Origin of the sequence: Stenotrophomonas sp. CFBP 13725 (genome assembly GCF_014841935.1) — a bacterium.
Classification (GTDB): Bacteria; Pseudomonadota; Gammaproteobacteria; order Xanthomonadales; family Xanthomonadaceae; genus Stenotrophomonas.
Genome location: NZ_JACYUV010000005.1, coordinates 96,086 through 120,436 on the forward strand (window position 1 = coordinate 96,086; position 24,351 = coordinate 120,436).

Here is a 24,351-nt window from a genome sequence, read left to right on the forward strand (position 1 = left end):
GGCACTACAAAAAAAAACGCGCCGCAGTGAGCGGCGCGTTTTCGTTCGTACGTTACATCAGGCGTCCAGGCTTACTTGACGGCCCAATAGATGTCGTACGTACCTTCTGCAGTGAAGGACTTCTGCACGCCACCATTCCAGGTCTCGTACGGGCGGTCGATCACTTCGTTGCCGCCGGTCACCGACCAGGCGCGCAGGGCATTGCGGGCAATGTCCAGGCCAGCCATGTGACCGGTGAAGGTCGCATGGGCCGAGCGGTGCGGTGCAACGCGGACGTACTTCACCGGCGCGCCACCGTCGATCTTGACGGTCAGCTCTTCAGCCGACACGCCCTCGGTGCCCTTCTTCTTGACCGGCTGGGCCACGTCGAAGGCGTACTTCTCTGCACCGAAATCGGTGGTGATCAGGCGGAACGGACCTGCAGCTTCCAGGTTGTTCGCTTCCATCACGCGCTTGATCCACTCCTCGTTGTCAGCGATGGACTTGGTGATGGTGGCTTCGCCACGATCCACGTTGCCCGCGTTGACGACCAGCAGATCTTCGGCCGGGACATCCACGATGGCCAGGTCGTTCAACGGTGCTTCGGCGGTGCGGTAATCGATGTTCGGCACCGTGGCCAGCATGTTCGCCATGCGCGACAGACCCAGCTTCAGGTCGTCACCGATGTGGCGGCTGACGTACAGGCCGGCATAACGACCGAACAGATCGAAGCCGTAGTTGACGCTGTAATCCTGGGTGATCTTGACGTTGCGGCCACCCTTGCCAGTCGGCTCGAGCAGGAACGTGGTCACCTTGTCGCTGCCCTTGGTGGCATCGTCGACAGCGATGGCAACGCGCTTGTTTTCTTCGCTCTCGGTGATCTTCCAGGTGCCGTTGCCCAGGTCCTTGGAGGTGTAATCCAAGGTGGCACCGACGCCGGCAGCCGGGCCGGAGAACTTCAGTTCGGCAGCGGGATCACGCAGCAGGAGTGGGTTCCAATCCTTGAAGCGGCGCAAGCTGTTCACCGTGTCGAACACGATCGTCATCTTGCGGTTGGTTTCGATGCTTTCCGAAACATGGCGCTGGCCCGGCAAGACCACGCCGATGATGACGAACAGGCCAGCCACGATCCCCAAAGCGATCAGGAACTCGATAATACGGGTCATTCAGAAGTCTCCGGGGCCGATCCCACGGCCGGGTTGATTGAAGCGAAGCGCCAATCCTAGCAGCTTCGTTGGCGTTGTAGATCTGGTTTTGGCGTACCGGTTTCCGTGCCGGCAACCGTTTTGTACATACAAGGGACCGAAGGGTAGCGCACATCCGCTACCCACCAGTAGGGGTTCCCCTTCAGGGGGTCGTTCAGTTTATCGCCAAACCCTTGTCATTCAAGGTTTTTCACACCAACTGCAACTCGAATGCCTTGAGCACGGCGCGCGTACGGTCGCGCACGCCGAGCTTGGACAGGATGTTGGAAACGTGGTTCTTGATCGTGCCCTCGGCCACGCCGAGCGAATTGGCGATCTCCTTGTTGGAGAAGCCGCTGGCCATCAGCCGGAGGATCTCCGTCTCGCGATCGGTCAACGGGTCCGGCCGGTCCAGGCTGACGAACTCGTTGCGCATGTGCTCCAGTCCGGACAGCAGCCGTTGGGTCACCGCCGGCTGTACCAGCGAACCGCCCTCGGACACCGTGCGGATCGCCCCGACCAGCTGGTCCAGGGTCACATCCTTGAGCAGATAGCCCTTCGCACCGGCCTTCAGCCCCGCCAGCACCAGCTGGTCATCGTCGAAGGTGGTGAGGATGATGGTGGGCGGCAGCTGCCCCAGCTTGGACAGCATCTGCAGCGCCTCCAGCCCCGACATCGCCGGCATGCGCATGTCCATCAGCACGACGTCCGGCTTCACCTGCGGAATGAGCTCCACCGCCTGCCGGCCGTCGGCCGCCTCGGCGATGACTTCGATGCCATCGTCCAGTGCAAGCAGCGAGCGGATTCCCTGCCGCACCAGGGTTTGGTCGTCGACCAGGCATACGCGAATCATCAACGAACTCCTTCAGGTGCAGTGCTCAGCGCCAAGGCCGGAACACCGGGAACCGTGGCACGCAGGCAGAAGCCTTCGCCACGGCGGGTTTCAATCTCCAGCTGCCCGCCGCATTGCTGCAGGCGTTCGCGCATTCCGCGCAGGCCATTACCTACCACGATTCCGTCCGTACCGGCACCATCGTCGCGTGCTTCCAGGCTCACTCCGCCCTCTTCCCGGCGGACCTTGAGCCACAGATTACGCGCACCGGCGTGGCGCACGGTATTGGTGATGATCTCCTGGGTGCAGCGCAGCAGCACATGGGCGCGCTCGGGATCTTCCACATACAGCGGCGTGGGCACGTCAAGGTGCACCTCCAGCGCCGGTACGCGCAGGGTCAATGGGCGCAGCGCCGCGGCCAGATCGATCGCGCCGCTGTCGCGCAGCTGGCTGACCGCTTCGCGCACATCGGTCAGCAGCAGCCGCGCCAGCGTGTGTGCCTGATGCACGTGCTCCTGCGCGCGCCCCTCGGTGATGTGACCGGCGACCTCCAGATTCAGGCTGAGCGCGGTCAAGTGGTGGCCCAGCAGGTCATGCAGCTCGCGGGAAATGCGCGTGCGCTCGTTGACGCGGGCACTTTCGGCCAGCAGTACACGGGTGGCGCGCAGCTCGGTATTCAGACGACGCTGTTCTTCACGGGCATCGGTCTGCTGTCGGGCCACCAGACTGGTGACGAAGATGAACATCGAGAACCCGCCGTACAGCAGCGACTGCATCACCGCCTCGAACAGGGGAAAGCGCAGCAGCACGTAGTACACCGGCGCCACCGCCAACTGGCTCAACAGCAGCCAGATCACGCCGTAGTGCGCGGCAAGCATCCACGGGATCACCCCGGCGGCGACCATCATCAGGATGCTGCCCAGCCCCGAGCCGCTCAGGAAGCTGACGCCGAGCGCGGAAATGGTCAGCAGTACGAGCATGCCGCGGTCCATCCAGCTGGCGTGGCCCCCACTGCGCAGATCACGTGTGAGCAGGAAGTAGGCCCCGCCGAACACCAGGTAGGCACCGAACAACAGCATGGCCGGCCCGTTGTCAGCGCCTTGCCGCTGCAGGTTCTCTATCTGTGAATAAACCAGCGGCAGGCCGACCATGACCCAGGTGAACAGGCCGGCCAGCCGGAGGACGCGGGTATGACTGAGGGCTCCCAACATCCCTGCATCTTAGGCTGAACCCGGCCCGCGTCACTCCCACGGAAGTCATGCCCCGGATTCCCCCGGCGACGGTCCCCCCATGCAATAATCAATGGGAGCGGTCCGGAAACGGGCCACACGCACCACCCCACGGAGTCACAATGTCGATTGTCATCCGCGACGTGCGCGAGCATGAGCTCGATTCCGTCCTGGCCTTGAACAACAATGCCGGCCTGGCGATCCTGCCGCTGGACGCGCACCGGCTGCATCTGTTCTATGAAACGGCCGAATATTTCCGCGTCGCCGAGCGCGACGGCAACCTTGCCGGCTTCCTGATCGGGTTCGGCAGCGCAAGCGAGCACGACAGCAGCAACTTCGCCTGGTTCAAGCAGCACCTGGACAGCGGATTCTTCTATATCGACCGCATCGTGGTCGCCAGCCGTCGGCGTGGCGGCGGTGTCGGGCGGGCGTTCTACGCCGACGCGCAGAGCTATGCCGAACTGCGCTACCCGCAGATGACGTGCGAGGTCTTCCAGGACCACGGCGCCGATGCGGCACTGCTCTTCCACGGCAGCTTCGGCTTCCGCGAACTGGGCCAGAACACCATGCCGCACGTCGATGTACGCGCCAGCATGCTGGCCAAGGAACTGTGCAGCTACGCCTGGGTGAGTGATACCTACGGCGGCAAGCTGCCAGACGTGGCATGGGCGCGTGGCCGGCAGTTGCCGGCGCACGCACAGCAGCCGACGGGTACTTGAGGTGGCGGTGAACATGGATTACGAACAGGCCGGTGAGCTGAAGATCGGCCAGGTGGGCATTGCCAACCTGCGCATCCGCACGATGGATGTCGAACGGCTGGTGCAGGAAATGAACGAGCGGGTCACGCGGGCGCCGAAGCTGTTCGGCCGCGCCGCAGTGATCCTGGATTTCGGCGGCCTGACCCGCGCACCGGATGTTGCCAGTGCGCAGGCGCTGCTGGACGGGCTGCGCGGCGCCGGCGTGCTGCCGGTGGCGTTGGCCTACGGCACGTCGGAAATCGAGCTGCTGTCCCAGCAGCTTGGCCTGCCGCTGCTGGCCAAGTTCCGCGCCCAGTACGAACGCGGGGATGCCGAGCCGGTAACGGCACGCCAGGCCCCTGCTGCTGCTGCGCCCGCGCCGACGCGTGAACCGCGCCGTGCGGCGGCGGCAAGCGCAGCGCTGGCGGCGCCCCCGCCGGCCACCGGCGGCGCACCGAAGCCGGGCCGCATGCAACTGGCCAATGTACGATCGGGCCAGCAGCTGTACGCGGAAAACTGCGACCTGACGGTGATGGCAACCGTGGGCGCCGGCGCCGAAGTCATCGCCGATGGCAGCATCCATATTTACGGCACCCTGCGCGGACGCGCGCTGGCCGGTGCCCAAGGCAACACCGCGGCGCGTATTTTCTGCCGCGATTTCCATGCCGAACTGGTAGCCATTGCCGGCCACTACAAGGTATTGGACGATGTACCGGACAACCTGCGCGGCAAGGCCGTGCAGGTCTGGCTGGAACAGGACCAGATCATGATCGCTGCGCTTGATTGACGCAGCCCCAACCAGAACTAGAGCAGGAGAAGTCCTTTGGCTGAAATCATCGTAGTCACCTCCGGCAAGGGCGGCGTCGGCAAGACCACCACCAGCGCAAGCCTTGCCTGCGGCCTGGCACGTCGTGGCAAAAAGGTGGCGGTGATCGACTTCGACGTCGGCCTGCGCAACCTTGACCTCATCATGGGCTGCGAGCGCCGCGTGGTGTACGACTTCGTCAACGTCGTGCATGGCGAAGCAAGCCTCAAGCAGGCCCTGATCAAAGACAAGCGCTTTGACAACCTGTACGTGCTGGCGGCCTCGCAGACGCGTGACAAAGATGCACTGACCCAGGAAGGCGTGGGCAAGGTCCTGAAGGATCTGGCCGCCGACGGCTTCGAGTACGTCATCTGCGATTCGCCCGCCGGCATCGAAAAAGGCGCGTTCCTGGCCATGTACTTCGCCGACCGCGCCGTCGTGGTGGTGAACCCGGAAGTGTCGTCGGTACGCGACTCGGACCGCATCATCGGTCTGCTGGACTCGAAGACCCACAAGGCCGAGAACGGCCAGGACGTACCCGCCTTCCTGCTGCTGACCCGCTACACCCCGACCCGGGTGGAAGCTGGCGAAATGCTCAGCATCACCGACGTGGAAGAAGTGCTGGGCCTGAAGGCCATCGGCGTGATTCCGGAATCGGGCGACGTGCTCAATGCCTCCAACAAGGGCGAGCCGGTCATTCTGGATGGCACCTCACCGGCCGGCCAGGCCTATGACGATGCCGTCGCGCGCATCATGGGCGAAGACCGCCCGATGCGCTTCACCGCCGTAGACAAGAAGGGCTTCTTCAGCAAGCTGTTCGGAGGGTAAGCATGGGCCTGTTCGATTTCCTGAAAGCGAAGAAGACCACCGCCGAGACCGCGAAGAACCGCCTGCAGATCATCATCGCGCAGGAACGCAGCCATCGCGGCGGTCCGGATTACCTGCCGCTGATGCAGCGCGAGCTGCTGGAAGTGATCCGCAAGTACGTCAACATCGACGTTGATGCGGTACGGGTGGACCTGGTCAAGGATGGACAGCACGACGTGCTGGATATTTCCGTGGCCCTGCCCGAAGGGCCTGACAAGCCCTGATTCTTTGCCCCGTCCGCACCCGGTGCGGACGGGGTCGACACCTGCCATGACCGATCCTGCATCCGATCCCATCGTCACCTGCGTGGGCGACATCGCCTTCGCCGATGCCGCGTGCCTGCTCGCCACGCACGGCCTGCACCTGCACCATGTGGCGGCGGGGGAACCGATCCCCGGCAGTTACTGGGGCGAACCGGAGGCAGGCATCATCGCCCACAATGTCTACGTGCGCGATGACACCCCGGTGCATTCGATGCTGCACGAGTCCTGCCATCTGATCGTGCTGCCGCCGGAGCGCCGCGCGCTGGTGCACACCGACGCCACCGATTCGGTGCCCGAAGAAGACGCCACCTGTTATCTGCAGATCGTGCTGGCCGGGCAGTTGCCCGGCGTGGGCAGCGACCGCCTGATGGCGGACATGGATGCCTGGGGCTACACCTACCGGCTGGGCTCCACCCGCGCCTGGTTCGAGCAGGACGCCGAAGACGCGCGCGCATGGTTGGTCGAACGGGGGTTGTTGGTCGGCTGAGCGGGTGTGTCCGTGTGTGCGGGTGGGCCGAGGGCGGGAAGAAAAGCAAACGCAAAAGCGGTAGCGCCGAGCCATGCTCGGCGGCTTTCTGCTGACGGGCACGGATGGATTCCGCCGAGCATGGCTCGGCGCTACCTGCTTCTGCCTGGTCCCACCACGAAAGACGAAAAAACTACTGCCCCGCCAGCGCCCGCAATGTAATGCCCACCACGTAGGCCAGGTACGTGCCGGTCGCGTAGCCCATCGTGCCCAGCAGCACGCCCACCGGCGCCAGCGACGGATGGAATGCCGCGGCCACCACCGGTGCCGATGCCGGCCCGCCGATGTTGCTCTGCGAACCGATGGCGAAGTAGAAGAACGGCACGTTCAGCAGCTTCGCCAACAGCCACAGCAGCACGATGTGCACCGCGATCCAGATGATGCCCAGCAGGAACAGCCACGGCCGGTCCAGCAGCGCCAGCAGGTCCATCTGCATGCCGATGCAGGCGATCAGGAAGTAAAGCAGCAGTGAGCCGACGCGCGATGCACCCACACCTTCCAGGGTGCGTGCCCGGGTAAAGCTCAGGGCCAGGCCCAACGTGGTGGACAGCACCACCACCCAGACGAACGGCGCGTCCAGGCTGAACTGCGATGCCCAGCTGACATTGAGCTTGAACCACGCCGCCAAGGGCGCACCCAGCGCATGGGCCAGGCCCACACCGCCAAAGGCCACCGCCACGATCAGCATCAGGTCGGTCAAGGTCGGCACACGCTCGTGTTCGGCCTGGAAGCGGGCGATGCGTTCTTTGAGCTCATCGATGGGCGTGGTGTCGGCCCCGCTGCGCGCATCGATCTTCGCCGAACGCCCCGCCATGAAGATCAGCACGGCCATCCACACATAGCCCACGCCGACATCGACCACCGCGAACTGGCCGAACGTGGTCGCATTGACGTCGAAGACTTCGCGCATCGCCAGCATGTTCGCGCCGCCACCAATCCAGCTGCCGGCCAGCGCCGCCATGCCGGCCCACGTATCGCCGGCGACCGTTTCCGGGTGCAGCGCGCGCATCAGCAGGAACGCCACGACGGCACCGATCATGATGCTGGCCGACGCCCCCAGGTACATCAGCACCAGTTTCGGCCCCAGCCGCAGGATGCCCTTGATGTCCACCGCCAGGGTGAGCAGCACCAGCGCGGCCGGCAGCAGCACGTCGCGGGCGATGGGGTTGTACAGCTTGGTGTTCTGGCCGTCGATCAGGCCCACCGTGTTGTAGATGCCGGGCAGCAGGTAACACAACAGCAGCGCCGGCACGAAGGCGTAGAACCGCTTCCACAGCCCCTGCTCGCGGGAAGCCGTCCAGAACACCGCACCGAGGGTAGCGGCAATCAAACCGAAGACGACGATGTCGTTCTGGATCAAGGGAGTCGAAGGCATGGACGCAGGCACCCGGTAGAGCCGACTTCAGTCGGCTGCTGTCAGTGAAACGGAATGGCAGCCGACTAAAGTCGGCTCTACCTCACATGAAAGCGCCGCCCCGAGGAGCGGCGCTTCAAACGGGCCTTACTGCCCGATGTGCTGCTTCAGCCACGCGTTGACCGTGTCGTGCCAGAGCACGCTGTTGGCCGGCTTCAGCCCCCAATGGTTCTCATCGGGGAAGTACAGGAACTTCGAGTCGATGCCCTGGCGCTGCGCGGCGGTGAACGCGGCCAACCCCTGCTCCACCGGGATGCGGTAATCCAGCTGGCCGTGGATGATCAGGATCGGCTTCTTCCAGTCCGCCACGTGGTTGACCGGGTTGAACTTCTCGTAGTTGGCCGGCTTGGCGAACGGCGTGCCGCCCTGCTCCCACTCGGTGAACCACAGCTCTTCGGTGGCGTACCCCATCATGCGCTGGTCGAACACACCATCGTGGTTGACCAGGCACTTGAACGGGCTGTTCCAGTTGCCGGCGATCCAGTTGACCATGAAGCCGCCGTAGCTGGCACCCAGTGCACAGGCCTTGTCACCATCCAGGAACGCGTACTGCTTCAGCGCAGCGTCCCAACCCTTCTGCAGATCTTCCAGCGGACGGTCGCCCCAATGCTGGCTGATCGCATCGGTGAACGCCTGGCCGTAGCCGGTGGAGCCGTGGAAATCGATCATCACCACCGCATAGCCCTGGCCGGTATAGGTCTGCGGATTCCAGCGGTAGCTCCAGCCATTGCCGAAGCTGCCCTGCGGGCCACCGTGGATCAGGAACGCCACCGGGTACTGCTTGCCTTCCACGTAATCGTGCGGCTTGACCACGTAACCGTGCACGGTGTCGTTGTTCCAGCCCTTGAACGAGAACTGCTCGAAGTCGCCGAAATCAACGTCCTTCAGCACCTCTTCCGCGGAAGGCGTCAGGGCACGCAGCGCACCCATCGCCTCGCCTGCCGCAGGCAGCAGGCCGACCAGCACCTGGTCATTGCTCTTCAGGCTGTTGCGGGTAATGGCGACGCTGCCGCCGGCCACATCCACCGCCGTGACACTGCCCTCGCCCACCAGCTTTTCCACCTTGCCGCTGGCCACGTCCACCGCGAACAGCGGATGCTCGCCCATGTCGTCGGCGGTGGTGTAGATCGTGCTGCCGTCGGCCGACAGCACGATGCCGCCGGCGGAGCGGTCCCAGTCTGCGGCGATTTCGCGGCGCTTGCCGGTACCCAGGTCCATCGCCATCAGGGCGTAGCGATCGGCCTCGAAGCCGGGACGCTTCATCGCGCGGTAGAACAGCGTCTTGCCGTCGGCACTGAACACCGGGCCGGCATCCCACGCGGGGTTGTCGGCGGTCAGGTTGACCGGCGCCTGCTTGCCAGCGGCATCGAAGCGGTACAGATCGAAGTTGGTCGACCACGGCTCTTCGCGACCGGCCACGCGGATGCTCGCCACCACGCTGCGGCCATCGGGCGACCACGCAAAATCATCGTTGCCGCCGAACGGCTTGGACGGTGCATCACCGGCCAGAGTGGCGCTCAGCGCCGAGGCGCCCTTGACGCCAGCGGCCTTGCCCGTGGGCAGCGGAGCGACGAACAAGGTGTTGCGGCGGCCATCGTTCCAGGTATCCCAATGACGCACGAACATCGTGTCGAACACCTGGCCGCTGGCCTTGGTGTCCTTCTTCGCGGCGAGTTTCTTCTCGGTGCAGGCCAGGTCGGAGCCACAGTCCTGGAACACCCCAGCGCTGAACAGCACGCGGTCGTCCTGCGGCGACACGTGGTAGCTGTCCACGTCCACCGGGAAATCGGTCAGCTGGCGCGGTGCGACGCCGTCGAGGCCCTGCGCGTACAGCTGCTGGCTGCCGTTCTTGCTGCTGAGGAAGTACACGGTGCGGCCGTCGGCGGACAGCGACGCCGAGTTGACGTTCCAGCCGGCCGGGGTGACCTGCTTCGGCGGCGCCGCATCGCGGGTACGCAGGTTGCGCACGAACAGCGCGCTGCTGGCCTTCTGCTGCGCATCCACGCTGCGCTTGGCGAACACCACGGTGCCACCGTCGGCACTGAGCACGGGCGAAGACACCCGGTCCATCGCGATCATGTCGCGGACATCGAGACCGCGGGCGGCCGCCACGGACGGCAGGGCCGCAAGCAGGCTCAACGGCAACAGGGCATGGCGCAGTTTCATCGGGTTCTCCGCAGGACGGCAAAACGTCGATGGTAGGCCTGCGCGGCCCACCCTGCCTAGCCCATCGGTCATGGGGCCAGGTCGGGGCCGGATTCCGTTCGCAGGGCAAACGGGATCCGACCCCGGATCAGCACGTGATCAGGCAGCGCTGGCGCGCTTGCCGGTGCGGTAGATCAGCCAGCCGACCAGGAACAGCACGGCCAGCCCGATCCACTGCGCAGCCGGCAGCGTGACCGGAAGCGCCAGCACGTCGGCGCTGCCACTGACCACGATCGGCACGGCGATGGCGATGCCCATCAGGGCTTCACCGGTGATCAGGCCTGCGGCAAACAGCACGCCCGGGCGGTGCACGCGGTCACGGCCCTCTTCGTCTTCAGCGCGGATCTTGTGGAAGCGTTCCACCAGATAGGAAATCAGGCCGCCGAGGAAGATCGGCACCATCAGTTCCAGCGGCAGGTAGATGCCGATGGCGGCCGCCAGCACCGGCACGCGGAAGCGCTTGCCGGTCTTCTTCAGCCACTCGTCGAGGGCAATGATCGCCGCACCCACCACGGCGCCCATGATGATGAAGTTCCACGGCAGCTCGCCGCCGAACAGGCCACGGGCCACCGACGCCATCAGGTTGGCCTGCGGTGCGGCCAGCGCGTTGGGATGCTCCGGCGTCGGCGCACCGATGCCGTAGGCGGTAGCCAGCAGGTTCAGCACCGGGGCCATGATCAGCGCGCACGAGAACGCGCCGATGCCCAGCATCAGCTGCTGTTTCCATGGGGTGGCGCCGACGATGTAACCGGCCTTCAGATCCTGCAGGTTGTCACCGCCCACGGCAGCGGCGCAGCACACCACCGCGCCGATCATGATCGCCGCGACCGCACCCAGCGGGGCCCCGAAGGCGCCGACCGGGGTCAGGCCGTCCTTGCCCAGCAGCAGCACCAGCACCGCCGACGCGAACAGGATGGTGGAGATGGTGATACCCGACACCGGGTTGTTCGACGAGCCGATCAGGCCGGCCAGGTACGCAGATACCGACACGAACAGGAAGCCGGCGACGATCATGATGATGGTCATCGGGATCGACACATGCCACTGGCCAACGATCGCCTGGTACAGCGCAAGCAGCGGCAGGGTGAACACCACCAGCGCCACCAGCATCCACTTCATCGGCAGGTCGCGCTCGGTCTCGGCGACGGCCGGGCCGGTGCTCTTGCGGGCTGCGGCGAAGCCGCTCTTGACGCCGCTCAGCAGCGACTTGCGCAGCGAGAACAGGGTCCAGATGCCACCGATCAGCATCGCGCCCACGCCCAGGTAGCGCATCTTCGCGCCCCAGATGGCGAAGGCCGCATCGGTGGCCGATGCCGTGGCGATGGACGCGGCCAGGGCGGGGTCGGTGTTGAGGAAGAACGCCTGGTAGATCGGAATGGCGATGTGCCAGGTGAGGATCGAGCCGCCCACCACCACGATGCCGACGTTGAGGCCGACGATGTAACCCACGCCCAGCAATGCCGGCGACAGGTTGGTGCCGATGAACGCGGTGACCTTGGAGCTGCCCACGTAGGCTGCGGTGGCCCACGCGTCGGGAATCAGCCGCAGACCGCTGGCGGCGGCGACCTTCACCACGGCGCCGATCACCGCCGACACGGCAAGAATCTTCATGCCCGGCCCGGGGTTCTCACCGGCCTTGAGCACTTCGGCCGCGGCCTTTCCTTCCGGGAACGGCAGTGGATCTTCGACGATCATCGAGCGCCGCAGCGGCACCGAGAACAGCACGCCCAGCAGACCACCCAGACCGGCGATGCCGAGCACCCACCAGTACTTGAAGTCCGGCCAGTAGCCCATGATCACCAGCGCCGGGATGGTGAAGATCACACCGGCAGCGATCGACGAGCCGGCAGACGCACCGGTCTGCACGATGTTGTTTTCCAGGATGGAACCGCCGCCGAGCAGGCGCAGCACGCCCATGGAGATCACTGCGGCAGGAATCGCCGTAGCGATGGTCAGGCCTGCGAACAGACCCAGATAGGCGTTGGCGGCCGACAGCACCACGGCCAGCACGATGGAAAGCACCACCGCGCGGAACGTGAGCTGCTTGGGCGCAGCGACGTTGTTCATTGAAGCCCCTGATACGAAAAAAATCCCTGCAACGCTAGCGTCCGGGCTGCGGCAAGTCCAGCACGCGCACGCAGGAAGACTGGCTTGGCACACCTTCCAAATGATATGTTATATCTTTTCCACACCCTTTCCTGCCGCCCGTATGCCCCCTTCTGTTTCCACCCGGCTGGCGTCGATCGACCAGCTGCGCGGCACCGTGATGCTGCTGATGCTGCTCGACCACGTGCGCGAAACCTTCTTCATGCAGTATCAGGTCAGCGACCCGATGGATGTCGGCACGGTGTCGCCGGCGCTGTTCGCGTGCCGCCTGCTGGCCCACCTGTGTGCGCCGGTGTTCGTGCTGCTGACCGGGCTGTCGGCCTGGCTTTACGGCCAGCGACAGGCCGATCCCCGGCGCGCCATCGCCGGCTTCCTGTTCAAGCGCGGCCTGTTCCTGGTGGTGCTGGAGCTGACCCTGGTCAACTTCGCGTGGACCTTCCAGTTCCCGCCGGACACGATCTACCTGCAGGTGATCTGGGTGATCGGCCTGAGCATGATCGCGCTGGCCGGGCTGGTGTGGCTGCCGCGTGCGGTGCTGCTGCCGCTGGCGGTACTGCTGGTCGCCGGGCACAACCTGCTGGACGGTGTGCATATGGACGGCAACGGCATCGTGGCGACCCTGTGGAAAGTGCTGCACCAGCGCGACTGGATCGCACTCGGTGACGGGCTGCGCCTGCGCACCTCGTACCCCCTGCTGCCGTGGATCGGCGTGATCACGTTGGGCTACCTGATGGGACCGTGGTTCGCCAACGGCCGGCCGGCTGCACAGCGCCAGCGCTGGCTGCTGATGGGCGGCATCGGCGCCTTGGCCGCGTTCGTGATGCTGCGCGCGCTCAATGGGTATGGCGATGCACCGTGGCAGGTGCAGGACACCGCGCTGCGGACGCTGATGAGCATCGTCAACATCACCAAGTACCCGCCCTCGCTGCTGTTCCTGCTGGCCACGCTCGGCGTCGGGCTGCTGTTGCTGCGCCTGTACGAAGTACCTGCCGTGGACGCCGCATTGCGGCCACTGGCGCGGATCGGCGCGGCGCCGATGTTCTTCTATCTGCTGCACCTGTATGTGCTGAAGCTGATGTACCTGGGCGCGCTCGCACTGTGGGGGCCCACCAACGGGTCCCTGTTCGCGGTGGAATCGGTGGCCGCCCTGCTGTTGATCAGCACCGCACTGGCGCTGCTGCTGTACCTGCCCACGCGCGCGTTTGCTGCCCTGAAGGCACGACGCAAGGATCTGCTCTGGCTGAGGTATCTGTAACGGGCTCATACTCTGCCCGATGACCACCACTGCCTCCGACGACTTCCTCGGCCACCCCAAGGGCGTCTACGTCTGCTTCTTCACCGAAATGTGGGAGCGCTTCTCCTTCTATGGGATGAAGGCGCTGCTGCTGCTCTACCTCACCAAGTACCACCTGTTCGGCGACAAGGCCGGGCTGGACCTCCTCGGCGCGTATGGCGGACTGGTCTACTGCATCCCGGTGTTCGGCGGGCTGCTCGCCGATCGCTGGCTGGGCATGCGCCGGGCCGTGTTGTTCGGCGGTGTGCTGCTGGTGCTGGGGCACCTGGGCATGGCCTTCGAAGGCCACGCGGCCTACGTGCGCGACGGCCAGGTGGTGCGTGATACGGGCGCGCTGTCCATCACCTACCTGTCGCTGGCGCTGATCATCATGGGCGTCGGCTTCCTCAAGCCGAACATCTCCACCATCGTCGGCAAGCTGTATGCCGAGAACGATCCGCGTCGCGACTCCGGCTTCTCGCTGTTCTACGCCGGCATCAACCTCGGTGCGCTGTTCGCCTCGCTGATCTGCGGTTTCCTGGGGGAAGCCTACGGCTGGAAATACGGATTCGGTGCCGCCGGCATCGGCATGCTGGTCGGCCTGGGCATGTTCCTGTGGGGCCAGAAATACCTGCATGGGCTGGCCGAGCCACGCGATCCGGCCTCATTGAAAGACCGCGTGCTCGGCCTGCCACGCGAGTGGCTGATCTACGCCGGCGCGGTGATCGCCGTGCTGCCGATCGCCTGGCTGATGTGGGCCGCCGGCAACGGCGCCTTCGCGCTCGGTGGCGAGATCAGCCTGGCGTTGCTGCTGATGATCGTCGTGCTGGGCGGTGTGCTGGTGTGGTTTGCCTGGTTCACCGGCACCCAATGCACGCCGGTGCAACGCCAGCAGATGATCGCGCTGATGGCGCTGATCGCCATGGCACTGGTGTTCTTCACCCTGTACGAGCAGTCGTATGGGTCATGGGTCACCTTCACCGACCGCCTGTTGACCAAGGACATCGTGCCCGCGTTGGTGATCCGCGAAGGCACCCCGCTGCCGTGGTCGATCCTCTCGCTGGTGTTGGCACCGCTGGGCTTCGTGGTCAGCGCGCGCTTGTCCGATCGCCATCCCGGCTCGGCGCTGCCACGGCGGATGTTCATTGCCATCGGTCTGGTGATGGTGGTGCTGCTGGTGCGCGACTGCCTGGTCATACCGCAGACCGCCGGTTCGCTGACCTACCTCGGCAGCCTGTTCCTGGTGCTGCTGGCGCCGTTGTTCGCGCTGCTGTGGGCGTGGCTGGACCGCCGTCGCGCCGAACCGGGCAAGGCGTACAAATCCGCGATTGGCCTGGTGATCGGCGCGCTCTCCTTCGTGCCGCTGGCGCTGGCCGCACAGCAGGTCGGCGAAACCGGCCAGATGGCCAGCGTGTGGTGGCTGGTGCTGGCGTACTTCCTGCTGGCCAGTGGCGAGATGTGCCTGTCGCCGGTGGGCCTGTCGGCAGTCAGCCAGCTGGCGGTGCCGCGCGTGGTCAGCCTGATGATGGGCACTTGGTTCCTGGCCACCGCGTTTTCCGAAACGCTGGCGGCCCTGTTCGGCAAACTGGCCGCCATCGAAGTACCCGAAGGCGAGACGTTGGACATCGTCGCCGCGTCAGCCAGCTACGCCCACCTGTTCTGGCTGTTGATGTGGATCGGGCTGGGCTGCGCGGTGATCGCCTTCGCCTGTGCGCCGCTGCTGCGGCGCATGATGCACGGCGTCAAATAAAGGGGACGGAGGTAATTAATTGAAATTAATTCCCTCCGTCCCCTTTTTCGAGGTTCTGCGAGAGGAAGGTGAGCAGCTTGCCGTAGTACGCGCGGCGGTTGGCATCGACATAAAAGCCGTGGCCTTCGCGGGGGTAGTAGAGGCTCTGCACCGGCACGCCGGCACGCTTGAGGGCGGCTTCCATGCGCTGGGTGTGCTGGATCGGGGCGCGTTCGTCCTCGCCACCGGCGGCAAGGAACACCGGCACCTTGATCTGCTGCGCCAGGTTGACCGGTGAGACCGCCGCCAGCGTCGCCGGCTCGCCCACCCACTCCCGCAGGTAGTTCACGCCCGAGTCGCTCTGCTGGATGTCGCCGCGGGCATGCATCATCGGCAGGTCGTAGACGCCCACATAACCGGCCGCGCACTTATACAGAGCAGGCTCTTTGGCCGCGCCCATCAGCGCCGCATAGGCACCGTAGCTCGCGCCGTAGATGCATATCTTTCCCTTGTCGGGGATGCCCTCGCTGATCGCCCAGCGCGTGGCATCGGTCACATCGTCCTGCATGGCACCGCCCCATTGCCGGGCACCGGCCGCTTTGTACGCGCGGCCATAGTTGCCCGAGCCCCGGAAGTTCAGCTGCAGCACCGCATAGCCGGCAGCGGCCAGCATCTGCGACTGCACGTCGTAGGTGCCTTCATCGAACACGCCGAAGGGTCCGCCATGCGGCATCACCACCGTGGGCAGGTTGCGCGATGGGCCACCGGGCGGGGTGGTCAGGAAGCCATGCAGGACCATGCCGTCGCGGGCCTTGAGGGTGACAGCGCGGACCGGTGCGGCCTGCGCCGGATCGATCCACTGGCTGCGGCTGACCACGTGCTCGGCCGCCTTCGCCTTCTGGTCATAGATGAAGAAATCGCCGGGATTGGTGCCCGAGAAGGTCTGGACCAGCACCTTGTTGCCATCACGCGTGCTCGAGGTGACATACACGGCGTTGCCGTCGAAGGCACTTTCCAGGCTGCGGTACAGCCGCGCATCGGCGGACGTCTCATCAAAGAAGCGCGTGCGCGGCGTGTCGCCCAAAAACAGCGCACCCACCGGAATGGCCGTGCCTGGACGATGGATGATCCGCGACGGATCCACCACCGGGTCCTGCAGCACGTCCTTGCGTTCGTCGGTGGCCGGGTTCCAGCTGACGATCTTGTCCGGGCCGTCGGCCTGCTCGATCTGCAGGTACGCCAGCGTGCCGTCTGCCGAAAAGCCGATGGCATCTTCGATCCGGCCGGTCACGGCTTCGTCGTTGATCATCGCCCAGCTGGCGCCATTGCGCTCGCGGTAGAACAGCTTGTTGACGTTGTCCGCGCCGGCCCCGTGAACAAAGCGGGCCTGGCCCTGGCCATCGGTGGTGAAGCTGCCACGTCGCACCGGCGAGCGGGTTACCGGCGTGCGCCGGCCGGTGCTGACATCCATCTTTTCCAGGCGTGTGTAGGGATCGGCAGTGAACGGCGACACGGCGATCAGCACGTTGCGGTCGTCAGCCGGCAGGTCGTCGGTGAGGAAGGCGGCCACGCGCTCGGCCTTCTTGCCTGAAATGTGCGACCCGGTCTCCTGCGCATCAACCCGGTAACCGACCAGCAGCTGGCCGCTGGAGGTATTCGCGCGCAGCGAATACAACTCACCGGTGCGTTGCGGCATGTCCAGCGAACCGAGTTTCTGCGCCAGCTCGATCAGTACCCGGTCGTCACTGACCCAGTCGAAGCGGTAAGCGTGGTTGTGCTGCGGTGGCATGAACTGGCCCACCAGCTTGCCGTCAGACACGCGCAGGATCGCCAGCGCGGTCTCTTTCTCGAACGGTATGGTCGCGGCGTAATACTCGCCACCCGGCGACAGCTTGATATCGGTGAAGGCGTCCCGGCGCAGGAAATGGTCCAGGTTCACCTCGGCCGCGTCGGCCATCGGCGGCGTCGCCAGGAGGGCGATCATTGCCGCGAGCATCGTCTTGCGCATCCTTATCCCCGTTCTGCAGACAGCATGTCCGCCACGCCACGATTGTAAACGGCACGTGAACGAATTGGGAATCAGGGTATCTGCAAAAAAAGAGCGCCATCGTTGCCGATGCCGCTCCTTAAACCACATTCTGGAGAGAGAGTGGAATCAGTTGACGCCGCGCACCGCCAGGGTGAGGGCAAGAATGCTCAGGATCACCGCGATGGTGCCATCCAGCACGCGCCACGTACCGGGTTTGTTGAACAGCGGTGCCAGCAGGCGGGCGCCGAGGCCCTGCGCGGTCAGCCACATGCAGCTGGCGGTGACCACACCGGCGGCGTATGCCATGCGGTCGTTGCCGAAGTTTTCCGCGATGGAACCGATGACCATCATGTCCAGCCAGAAATGCGGATTGATCAGCGAGAAGCCGACCGCTGCCATCAACACAGCGCGGCGGCTGCCGTCATCACTTTCGGCTTCGCCCATGCCACCGCCACCGGCGATGGCACGGCGCGCGGACTTCAGTGCATACCACGCCAGGAACGCGACACCGGTCCACAGCACCGCGCTGGTCAGCCACGGGGCCGCCTGGATCAGGGTGCGCAGGCCGGCCACGCTGGCGAAGATGAAGACCGCATCGATCGCCGCACACGTCGCCACGACCGGCACGATGTGCTTGCGCAGGATGCCCTGGCGCAGGATGAAAGCGCTCTGTGCACCGACCACGGCAAACAGGCCGATGCCGGTGGCGGCACCACTGAACCAGGCCGCAAGGCCGGTGCTGGCGGAGATGAGAGAGAACATGAGGGCAACCTTGTAATGCGGGTGGGCGGTGCCTCGCGAAGGCGGACAGCACCGGGGTACGGCGCGTATTGTCGCGTTGCAGCACGCTCAAGAAAAGCTAAACTTACTTAAGCCTCTTTAGCGGAACTTAATTGCCATGCGCGTTGACCATGCCCAGCTGCGTGCACTTGCCGCCGTAATACGCGAGGGAAGCTTCGATCGCGCCGCTCAATCGCTGAATGTCACAGCCTCTGCGGTGTCGCAGCGCGTCAAAGCGCTGGAGGACCGCGTCGGTCGGCTGTTGGTGAAACGTGGCGCACCGGCCACCGCCACCGCCGAGGGCCAGGTGCTGGTGCAGCTGGCCGAACAGACCGCCCTGCTGGAGCACGACGCGCTGCACCGGATGGGGCTTGCCGACGAAGACCTGCCGCAGGCCAGCATCCCGGTGGCGGTTAACCATGACAGCCTGGAAACCTGGTTCCCGGAAGCGGCCCAGCAGTTCGCACAGGTCACCGGCACCACCCTGGACCTGCGCGTGGAAGACCAGGACCACACTGTGGAGCTGCTGCGCCAAGGCACGGTGCTGGGCGCGGTGACCACGCTGGATGAACCGGTACAGGGCTGCCAGATCCACGCCTTGGGCAGCATCCGCTACGCCGCCACGTGCACCCCGGCGTTCCGCGACCGGCATTTCGGCAAGGGGGTGAGCGCCCAGGCGCTGGCGCAGGCCCCGGTCCTGGTATTCAACCGCAAGGACGACATGCAGGCCCGGTTCGCACGGCGGATGGCCGGGGTCGAGGTGCCCAACACGGCGCCAACGTGGTGGATTCCCTCCACCCGCGCGTTCGTCCAGGCCAACCTGGGCGGGCTGGGCTGGACGATGAATCCGCTGCCGCTGGTGAAGCGCCACCTCGATGCCGGTCGGCTGGTCTACGTGCGCCAGCGCGCGTGGGAGGACGTGCCGCTGTACTGGCAGCACTGGAAAGGCGACGTGCAGACCATGGCGCTGTTGACCCGCGCGGTGCTGGGCGCATCGACGGCCCTGATCCGCCGCAAACGCTGATCCAGCCACGCGCAGGATGCTGCGTCGCACCAAATCAGGACCACAAACGGGTAAAATACGTCACTGGACGCCGTAGGCGGCCGCCTGCTGACGCGTCTTCACGCGCCGCCCCTGGCCGGCACGCATCCTGATTCCCTCCCCAAACGAATCGTTCCCATGAAGAAATTTGGCAAGGCTTTAGTCGCCCTGCTCGTGCTGCTGTTGGTGACGTCGGTACTGTTCCTGTACTGGCCGTTGACCCAGCGCTCGGTGCCGGCGGCCAGCAACGACAAGCCCGTTGACGTAGTCCTGGTAGGCGCCGGCATCATGAGCGTCACCCTGGCGACCTATCTGCAGGAACTGCAGCCGGACTGGAACATACAGGTGTACGAGCGCCGCGACGGCGTGGCCGAAGAAAGTTCCGATGGCTGGAACAACGCCGGTACCGGGCATTCCGCGTTCGCCGAGCTGAACTACACCCCGGAGCTTCCGGACGGCAGCATCGAGACCAAGCGCGCGGTCGGCATCGCCGAACAGTTCGAGGTCTCGCGCCAGTTCTGGTCGCACCAGGTGCGCGAAGGCCGCCTGAGCCAGCCCAGCGATTTCATCAATGCCACCCCGCACATGAGCTTCGTGTGGGGCGACGACAACATCAACTTCCTGCACAAGCGCCAGCAGGCGATGGTCAAGAATCCGCTGTTCTACGGCATGCAGTACTCCGAAGATCCGGCGCAGATCAAACAATGGGCACCGTTGCTGATGGAAGGCCGCGACCCGAAGCAGAAAGTCGCCGCTACCTGGATGCCGCTGGGCACCGACGTGAACTTCGGCGTCATCACCCGCCAGCTCACCGATGGCCTGAAGCGCAGCCCGAATTTCGGCCTGCACCTGGGCCATGAAGTCACCGCGCTGCGCCAGAACGACGACAAGACCTGGAACGTGACCGTCAAGGACCTTGCGTCCGGCAACGAAACCACCACCCACTCGCGTTTCGTCTTCATCGGTGCCGGCGGCGCGGCCCTGAAGCTGCTGCAGATGTCGGGCATTCCGGAAGCCAAGAACTACGGCGGCTTCCCGGTGGGCGGCCAGTTCCTCGCCTTCCAGGGTGCCGACATCGCCTCGCGCCACAGCGTCAAGGCCTACGGCATGGCCGAGACCGGCTCGCCGCCGATGTCCGTGCCGCACCTTGATGCACGCAAGCTCGATGGCAAGCCCGTGGTCCTGTTCGGACCGTTCGCGCTGTTCAGCACCAAGTTCCTCAAGCACGGCTCGTGGTTCGACCTCTACTCGTCGGTGACCCACAACAACGTGGCCCCGATGTTGAACGTGGGCGCGGAAAACCTGGATCTGGTGAAGTACCTGATGAGCCAGGCCCAGTTGAACGACGACGACCGCCAGGCCGAGCTGGTCAAATACTTCCCCAACGCCAAGCGCGAAGACTGGACGCTGGTCACCGCCGGCCAGCGCGTGCAGATCATCAAGCGTGACCCCGAGAAGGGCCCGGTGCTGCAGTTCGGTACCGAAATCGTGACCGACAAGGATCACACCCTGGCCGCCCTGCTGGGCGCCTCGCCGGGCGCCTCGACCTCGCCGCCGATCATGCTCGACCTGATGGCCAAGGCCTTCCCGGAAGAGATGAAGGCCGGCTGGGAAGCGCGTCTTCGCGAGATCGTGCCGTCGTATGGCCGCAAGCTCAACGAGAGCCCGGCGCTGACCAACGAGATCCGCACCTTGACCAGCCAGGCGTTGAAGCTGCCCTTCCTGGATGTGCCGGCGGACGTGATCCAGCCGGCCGCCATCCCCGCCACGGTGGCCCGCCCGGCCGAAGCGCCCGAGCCGCCGCAGGTGAAGCGCAACAAGAACGAGGAGCTGCAGGCGCTGTAAGGCCTGCCAACGCGATCTATCGAGACGGCCACCTTCGGGTGGCCGTTTTCGTTGGCGGCCTTGGCGGTTGAGCGCGGACACGACCGTTCGTCGCCCGGACGCAATCGCGAATTGTAAGGTTTTCGATAATCATTTACATTTGCGCCCGTCCGACTACCCCACCCTTCCGCGAAACCGCCATGACCGCCTCTTCCTCGTTCCGACCCGCGCCGCTGGCCATCGCGCTGCTCGCTGCCCTGACCGCCGTACCGGCCATGGCCGACACCGCGGCCGACGCCAGTGCCGCAGCCAGTGCCAAGACCCTCGACCAGGTCAGCGTGCACGGCAGCAAGGCCGCCCCGTCCAGTACCACGCGGCTGCCGATCAGCCTGCAGGAAACCCCGCAGTCGTCCACCGTAATCGGCCTGGAGCGGTTGCAGGACGAGTCGTTGTTCAGCATCAACGATGTGATGCGCAATGTCACCGGCGTCAATGTCTCGTTCTACGACACCCAGCGCCCGCTGTACTACGCGCGCGGTTTTGCGATCACCGACTTCCAGGTCGACGGCCTGCCCACGTACAGCGGCTCGACCAACCAGGAATACGACACCGCCTTCTATGACCGCATTGAAGTGATCCGCGGTGCCAACGGCCTGCTCAGCGGCGCTGGCGTGCCGTCGGCCACCGTGAACCTGCTGCGCAAGCGGCCGGGCAAGGATTTCGACGCCTCCTTCGCGGTCAGCGCAGGCAGTTGGGACTTCCGCCGCATGCAGGCCGACGTCAACGCGCCGCTGACCGCCGATGGGCGCTTCCGCAGCCGGGTGGTCGCGGCGTATCAGGACAAAGACTTCTATTACGACCGCTACAGCGAGGACAAGATGTCCGGCATGGCGGTGCTGGAAGGTGACCTGACCGAGTCGACCACGGTCACCGTCGGCTTCCAGACCCAGGACAACAACCCGGTCGGCTCGACCTGGGGCACGGTGCCGTTCTTCAACAGTGACGGCAGCTTCGCGCACCTGCCGCGCAGCACCAACATGGCCCCGCACTGGGCCCGCTGGCAGCGCCAGACCAGCACCGCGTTCGCCAACCTGGAACAGCGTTTCGGCGAGGACTGGCTGCTGAAGGTCAACACCGCCTACACCCGCGGCAACGTGCAGAACGTGCGCGTGTACGGCAGCGGCTACCCCGACCCGGCCACCGGCGCAGGCGTGTACCTGCTGGGCGCGGCCGGTGAGACCGACGACACCCGCAAGGGCGTGGACGTGTACCTGTCCGGCACCTTCGCCCTGTTTGGCCGCGAGCACGATGTCGTCCTGGGCGGCAGCTTCTCCGACCTGCAGTCCACTGCGTGGACGATGAGCCCGACGGCGGGCTGGCGCTACGACATCCCCGACATCAACACCTGGAACGGCGACGCGCCGGAGTTGATCGTGCGCCGGACCGGGGCACACCGCGACGCGCGCACCACCCAACGCGGTGTGTATGCCTCCACCCGCCTGCGCCTGGCCGACCCGCTGTCCTTGATCGCCGGCGCGCGTTTGAGTTCGTGGGAAACCCGCACCCGGGCCTACAACATCGCCAACACCTATACCGCCACCAGCGGCGCGTACAAGGTGGATGACGAAGTCACGCCCTACGTGGGCCTGGTGTATGACGTGACGCCGAACGTTTCCGGCTACGCCAGCTACACCGAGATCTTCAATCCGCAGAACTACAAGGATCGCAACGAAAACCTGCTGGCGCCGGTGGAAGGCTCCAACGTGGAAGCGGGCATCAAATCGCAGTGGATGGAAGGCCGGTTTACCGCCAACGCGGCCGTGTTCGAGGCCAAGCAGGACAACTACGCGGTGCGTGACGCCAGCGTGCCGGAAGGCTCGCTCAGCGATGGCAGCTCGGCCTTCATCGGCATCAACGGCACCAAGGCACGGGGCTGGGAGCTGGACCTCAACGGCGAGATCCTGCCCGGCTGGACGGTCAATGCCGGCTTCACCCACGTAAAGGTGACCCGCGCTGCGACCGACCTGCTGTACGCGAACCTGCCTGAAGACTTCCTGCAGCTCAACACCAGCGTCCGCCTGCGCGGTGCCTGGGAGCGGCTGACCCTGGGGGGCGGCGTGCAGTGGCAGAGCAAGGTGCAGGCGTTCAACGTGCCCTACCCGACCGGTGGCGCGGTGACGGTGAACCAGCCGGCGTATGCGCTGGTGCAGTTCAACGCCAACTACCGGATCAGCGACAGCTGGACGGCCACGGTGAGCGTGCGCAACGCGCTGGACAAGACGTACTGGGCGAACCTGGACTACAACAACTACGGCGAGCCGCGCTTCGTGGCCTTCAGCCTGCGCTGGAAGTATTGATCCACGTTGGAGGGGTGCAGTTGGACTGAGCCGACTGAAGTCGGCTCTACCTGGCCATGGAGTGGGCTTGGCGGGTGTTCCGTCGTGACACAATACGCAGCGAACAATCACGACGAAACAGAAGAACAACGCCATGATGCACAACGTTATTTTCGATACGGATCCGGGCGTCGACGATGCCCTGGCCCTGCTTTACCTGCACAAGCATCCGCAGGTGAACCTGCTGGCGGTGACCACGGTATTCGGCAATGCCGCCGTGGAATCCACCACCCACAACGCGCTGTTCCTCAAGCAGGCATGGGGCTTCGATGCGCCGGTCGCCCGCGGCGCTGCGGGCCCGCTGCAGCCGGATGCACAGCCGGAAGCCTGGCCGGTGCACATCCACGGTGACAACGGCCTGGGCAATCATCCGGTGCCGGCCGTGCTGGACGTCGCCGCCGATCCGCGCAGCGCGCATCAGCTGATCATCGACATGGTGCGTGCCCAGCCGGGCCAGATCACCCTGGTCGCAGTGGGCCGCATGACCAACCTCGCCCTGGCCCTGCGCGAAGCGCCCGAGATCGCGTCGCTGGTGCGCGGCGTGGTGATCATGGGCGGCGCATTCCATGTCAACGGCAACATCACCCCGGCGGCGGAAGCCAACATCTGGGGCGATGCCGAAGCCGCCGATATCGTGTTCACCGCCAGCTGGCCGCTGATCGCCATCGGCCTGGACGTCACCACCCAGGTGGAGATGGATCGCCATGGACTCGATGCCTTGGCCGAAGCCGGTGGTGCCGACGCCGACCTGGTCCGTGCGCTGTCGCAGGACTACGTGGACTTCTACCTGCAGGCCGGTCACAAGGGCATGGTGGTGCATGACTGCTGCGCCTGCATCGCACTGACCCGGCCGGAACTGTTCGAGTACGAGCACGCCAGCGTGCGCGTGGCGACCGACGGCGTGGCCCGCGGCATGACCATCCCCAAGCCGGCTGGCCTGTCTTTCGGCCCCAGCGTGTGGGACAACCAGGCCATGCAGTCGATCGCCATCGGCGTGGATGCCCACGCCGTGCTGGCCGATATCGAAAAGACACTGGCGCTGTAAGCCACCACGTCACATCCCCGCAGGCGGTAACGGGTAACGGGTAGCGCCGAGCCATGCTCGGCGAGCGCGCAGCGCGGTGCCTTTGT

General features: G+C 65.3%; 19 protein-coding genes. 11 read left to right on the forward strand and 8 right to left on the reverse strand.

The features are described 5' to 3' along the window. Positions 1–71: 71 nt before the first annotated feature. The 3 genes from IFT65_RS10670 to IFT65_RS10680 all read right to left on the reverse strand — a co-directional run bounded on the left by IFT65_RS10670 (position 72) and on the right by IFT65_RS10680 (position 3,206). Positions 72–1,145, reverse strand: a complete 1,074-nt coding sequence (locus IFT65_RS10670) for an SRPBCC family protein (RefSeq protein WP_188326491.1) — start codon at positions 1,143–1,145, stop codon at positions 72–74. Positions 1,146–1,374: 229 nt separating this feature from the next. Further along, a complete protein-coding gene (locus tag IFT65_RS10675) occupies positions 1,375–2,016 on the reverse strand; it encodes a response regulator transcription factor (RefSeq protein ID WP_188326490.1) in 642 nt (213 codons plus the stop codon). Continuing rightward, a complete protein-coding gene (locus IFT65_RS10680) occupies positions 2,016–3,206 on the reverse strand; it encodes a sensor histidine kinase (protein ID WP_188326489.1) in 1,191 nt (396 codons plus the stop codon). Before IFT65_RS10680 ends, IFT65_RS10675 begins: the two co-directional genes overlap by 1 nt. A 140-nt stretch (positions 3,207–3,346) precedes the next feature. Here IFT65_RS10680 and IFT65_RS10685 point away from each other — a divergent pair, with 140 nt between their 5' ends. The 5 genes from IFT65_RS10685 to IFT65_RS10705 are packed head-to-tail and all read left to right on the forward strand — an operon-like array spanning position 3,347 to position 6,383. Then, a complete protein-coding gene (locus tag IFT65_RS10685; RefSeq protein WP_188326488.1) occupies positions 3,347–3,943 on the forward strand; it encodes a GNAT family N-acetyltransferase in 597 nt (198 codons plus the stop codon). Between the two features lie 13 nt (positions 3,944–3,956). Then, positions 3,957–4,748, forward strand: a complete 792-nt coding sequence (minC, locus tag IFT65_RS10690; RefSeq protein WP_192081417.1) for a septum site-determining protein MinC — start codon at positions 3,957–3,959, stop codon at positions 4,746–4,748. 36 nt (positions 4,749–4,784) lie between these two features. Then, positions 4,785–5,594: a septum site-determining protein MinD gene (gene minD, locus IFT65_RS10695; protein ID WP_188326486.1), complete on the forward strand. Its 810-nt coding sequence runs from the start codon at positions 4,785–4,787 to the stop codon at positions 5,592–5,594. A 2-nt stretch (positions 5,595–5,596) separates the two neighbouring features. Next, the gene (gene minE / locus IFT65_RS10700) at positions 5,597–5,857 is read left to right on the forward strand and encodes a cell division topological specificity factor MinE (protein ID WP_188326485.1); all 261 of its coding nucleotides are present in this window, start codon (positions 5,597–5,599) and stop codon (positions 5,855–5,857) included. A 46-nt stretch (positions 5,858–5,903) separates the two neighbouring features. Then, positions 5,904–6,383, forward strand: coding sequence for a hypothetical protein (locus IFT65_RS10705; protein WP_192081418.1), 480 nt, complete (start codon positions 5,904–5,906; stop codon positions 6,381–6,383). A gap of 172 nt (positions 6,384–6,555) precedes the next feature. On the opposite strand, the gene IFT65_RS10710 is transcribed toward IFT65_RS10705, so the two are convergent. The 3 genes from IFT65_RS10710 to IFT65_RS10720 all read right to left on the reverse strand — a co-directional run bounded on the left by IFT65_RS10710 (position 6,556) and on the right by IFT65_RS10720 (position 12,108). After that, positions 6,556–7,797: a DUF819 family protein gene (locus IFT65_RS10710; protein WP_188326483.1), complete on the reverse strand. Its 1,242-nt coding sequence runs from the start codon at positions 7,795–7,797 to the stop codon at positions 6,556–6,558. Between the two features lie 126 nt (positions 7,798–7,923). Then, positions 7,924–10,002: a S9 family peptidase gene (locus IFT65_RS10715; RefSeq protein WP_192081419.1), complete on the reverse strand. Its 2,079-nt coding sequence runs from the start codon at positions 10,000–10,002 to the stop codon at positions 7,924–7,926. 138 nt (positions 10,003–10,140) lie between these two features. Further along, the gene (locus IFT65_RS10720; RefSeq protein ID WP_192081420.1) at positions 10,141–12,108 is read right to left on the reverse strand and encodes an oligopeptide transporter, OPT family; all 1,968 of its coding nucleotides are present in this window, start codon (positions 12,106–12,108) and stop codon (positions 10,141–10,143) included. A gap of 142 nt (positions 12,109–12,250) precedes the next feature. On the opposite strand from IFT65_RS10720, the gene IFT65_RS10725 reads away from it, so the two are divergent. Both IFT65_RS10725 and IFT65_RS10730 read left to right on the forward strand, forming a co-directional pair. Next, positions 12,251–13,402 (forward strand): heparan-alpha-glucosaminide N-acetyltransferase domain-containing protein, encoded by a 1,152-nt coding sequence (locus IFT65_RS10725; RefSeq protein ID WP_192081421.1) that lies wholly within the window; start codon positions 12,251–12,253, stop codon positions 13,400–13,402. A 19-nt stretch (positions 13,403–13,421) separates the two neighbouring features. Beyond that, a complete protein-coding gene (locus IFT65_RS10730) occupies positions 13,422–15,170 on the forward strand; it encodes an oligopeptide:H+ symporter (RefSeq protein ID WP_192081422.1) in 1,749 nt (582 codons plus the stop codon). Positions 15,171–15,195: 25 nt separating this feature from the next. On the opposite strand, the gene IFT65_RS10735 is transcribed toward IFT65_RS10730, so the two are convergent. Further along, a complete protein-coding gene (locus tag IFT65_RS10735) occupies positions 15,196–17,157 on the reverse strand; it encodes a prolyl oligopeptidase family serine peptidase (protein ID WP_192081423.1) in 1,962 nt (653 codons plus the stop codon). 147 nt (positions 17,158–17,304) lie between these two features. Beyond that, positions 17,305–17,940 (reverse strand): LysE family transporter, encoded by a 636-nt coding sequence (locus tag IFT65_RS10740; protein ID WP_188326477.1) that lies wholly within the window; start codon positions 17,938–17,940, stop codon positions 17,305–17,307. A gap of 136 nt (positions 17,941–18,076) precedes the next feature. Here IFT65_RS10740 and IFT65_RS10745 point away from each other — a divergent pair, with 136 nt between their 5' ends. The 4 genes from IFT65_RS10745 (at position 18,077) to IFT65_RS10760 (ending at position 24,265) form a co-directional block, all read left to right on the forward strand. Further along, positions 18,077–18,982, forward strand: a complete 906-nt coding sequence (locus IFT65_RS10745) for a LysR family transcriptional regulator ArgP (RefSeq protein ID WP_188326476.1) — start codon at positions 18,077–18,079, stop codon at positions 18,980–18,982. A 156-nt stretch (positions 18,983–19,138) separates the two neighbouring features. Beyond that, positions 19,139–20,845, forward strand: a complete 1,707-nt coding sequence (mqo, locus tag IFT65_RS10750; protein ID WP_192081424.1) for a malate dehydrogenase (quinone) — start codon at positions 19,139–19,141, stop codon at positions 20,843–20,845. A 179-nt stretch (positions 20,846–21,024) separates the two neighbouring features. Then, complete coding sequence (locus tag IFT65_RS10755; protein ID WP_192081425.1) at positions 21,025–23,181, forward strand: TonB-dependent siderophore receptor; 2,157 nt, start codon at positions 21,025–21,027, stop codon at positions 23,179–23,181. A gap of 136 nt (positions 23,182–23,317) precedes the next feature. Continuing rightward, the gene (locus IFT65_RS10760; RefSeq protein WP_192081585.1) at positions 23,318–24,265 is read left to right on the forward strand and encodes a nucleoside hydrolase; all 948 of its coding nucleotides are present in this window, start codon (positions 23,318–23,320) and stop codon (positions 24,263–24,265) included. The last annotated feature ends 86 nt before the right edge of the window (positions 24,266–24,351 follow it).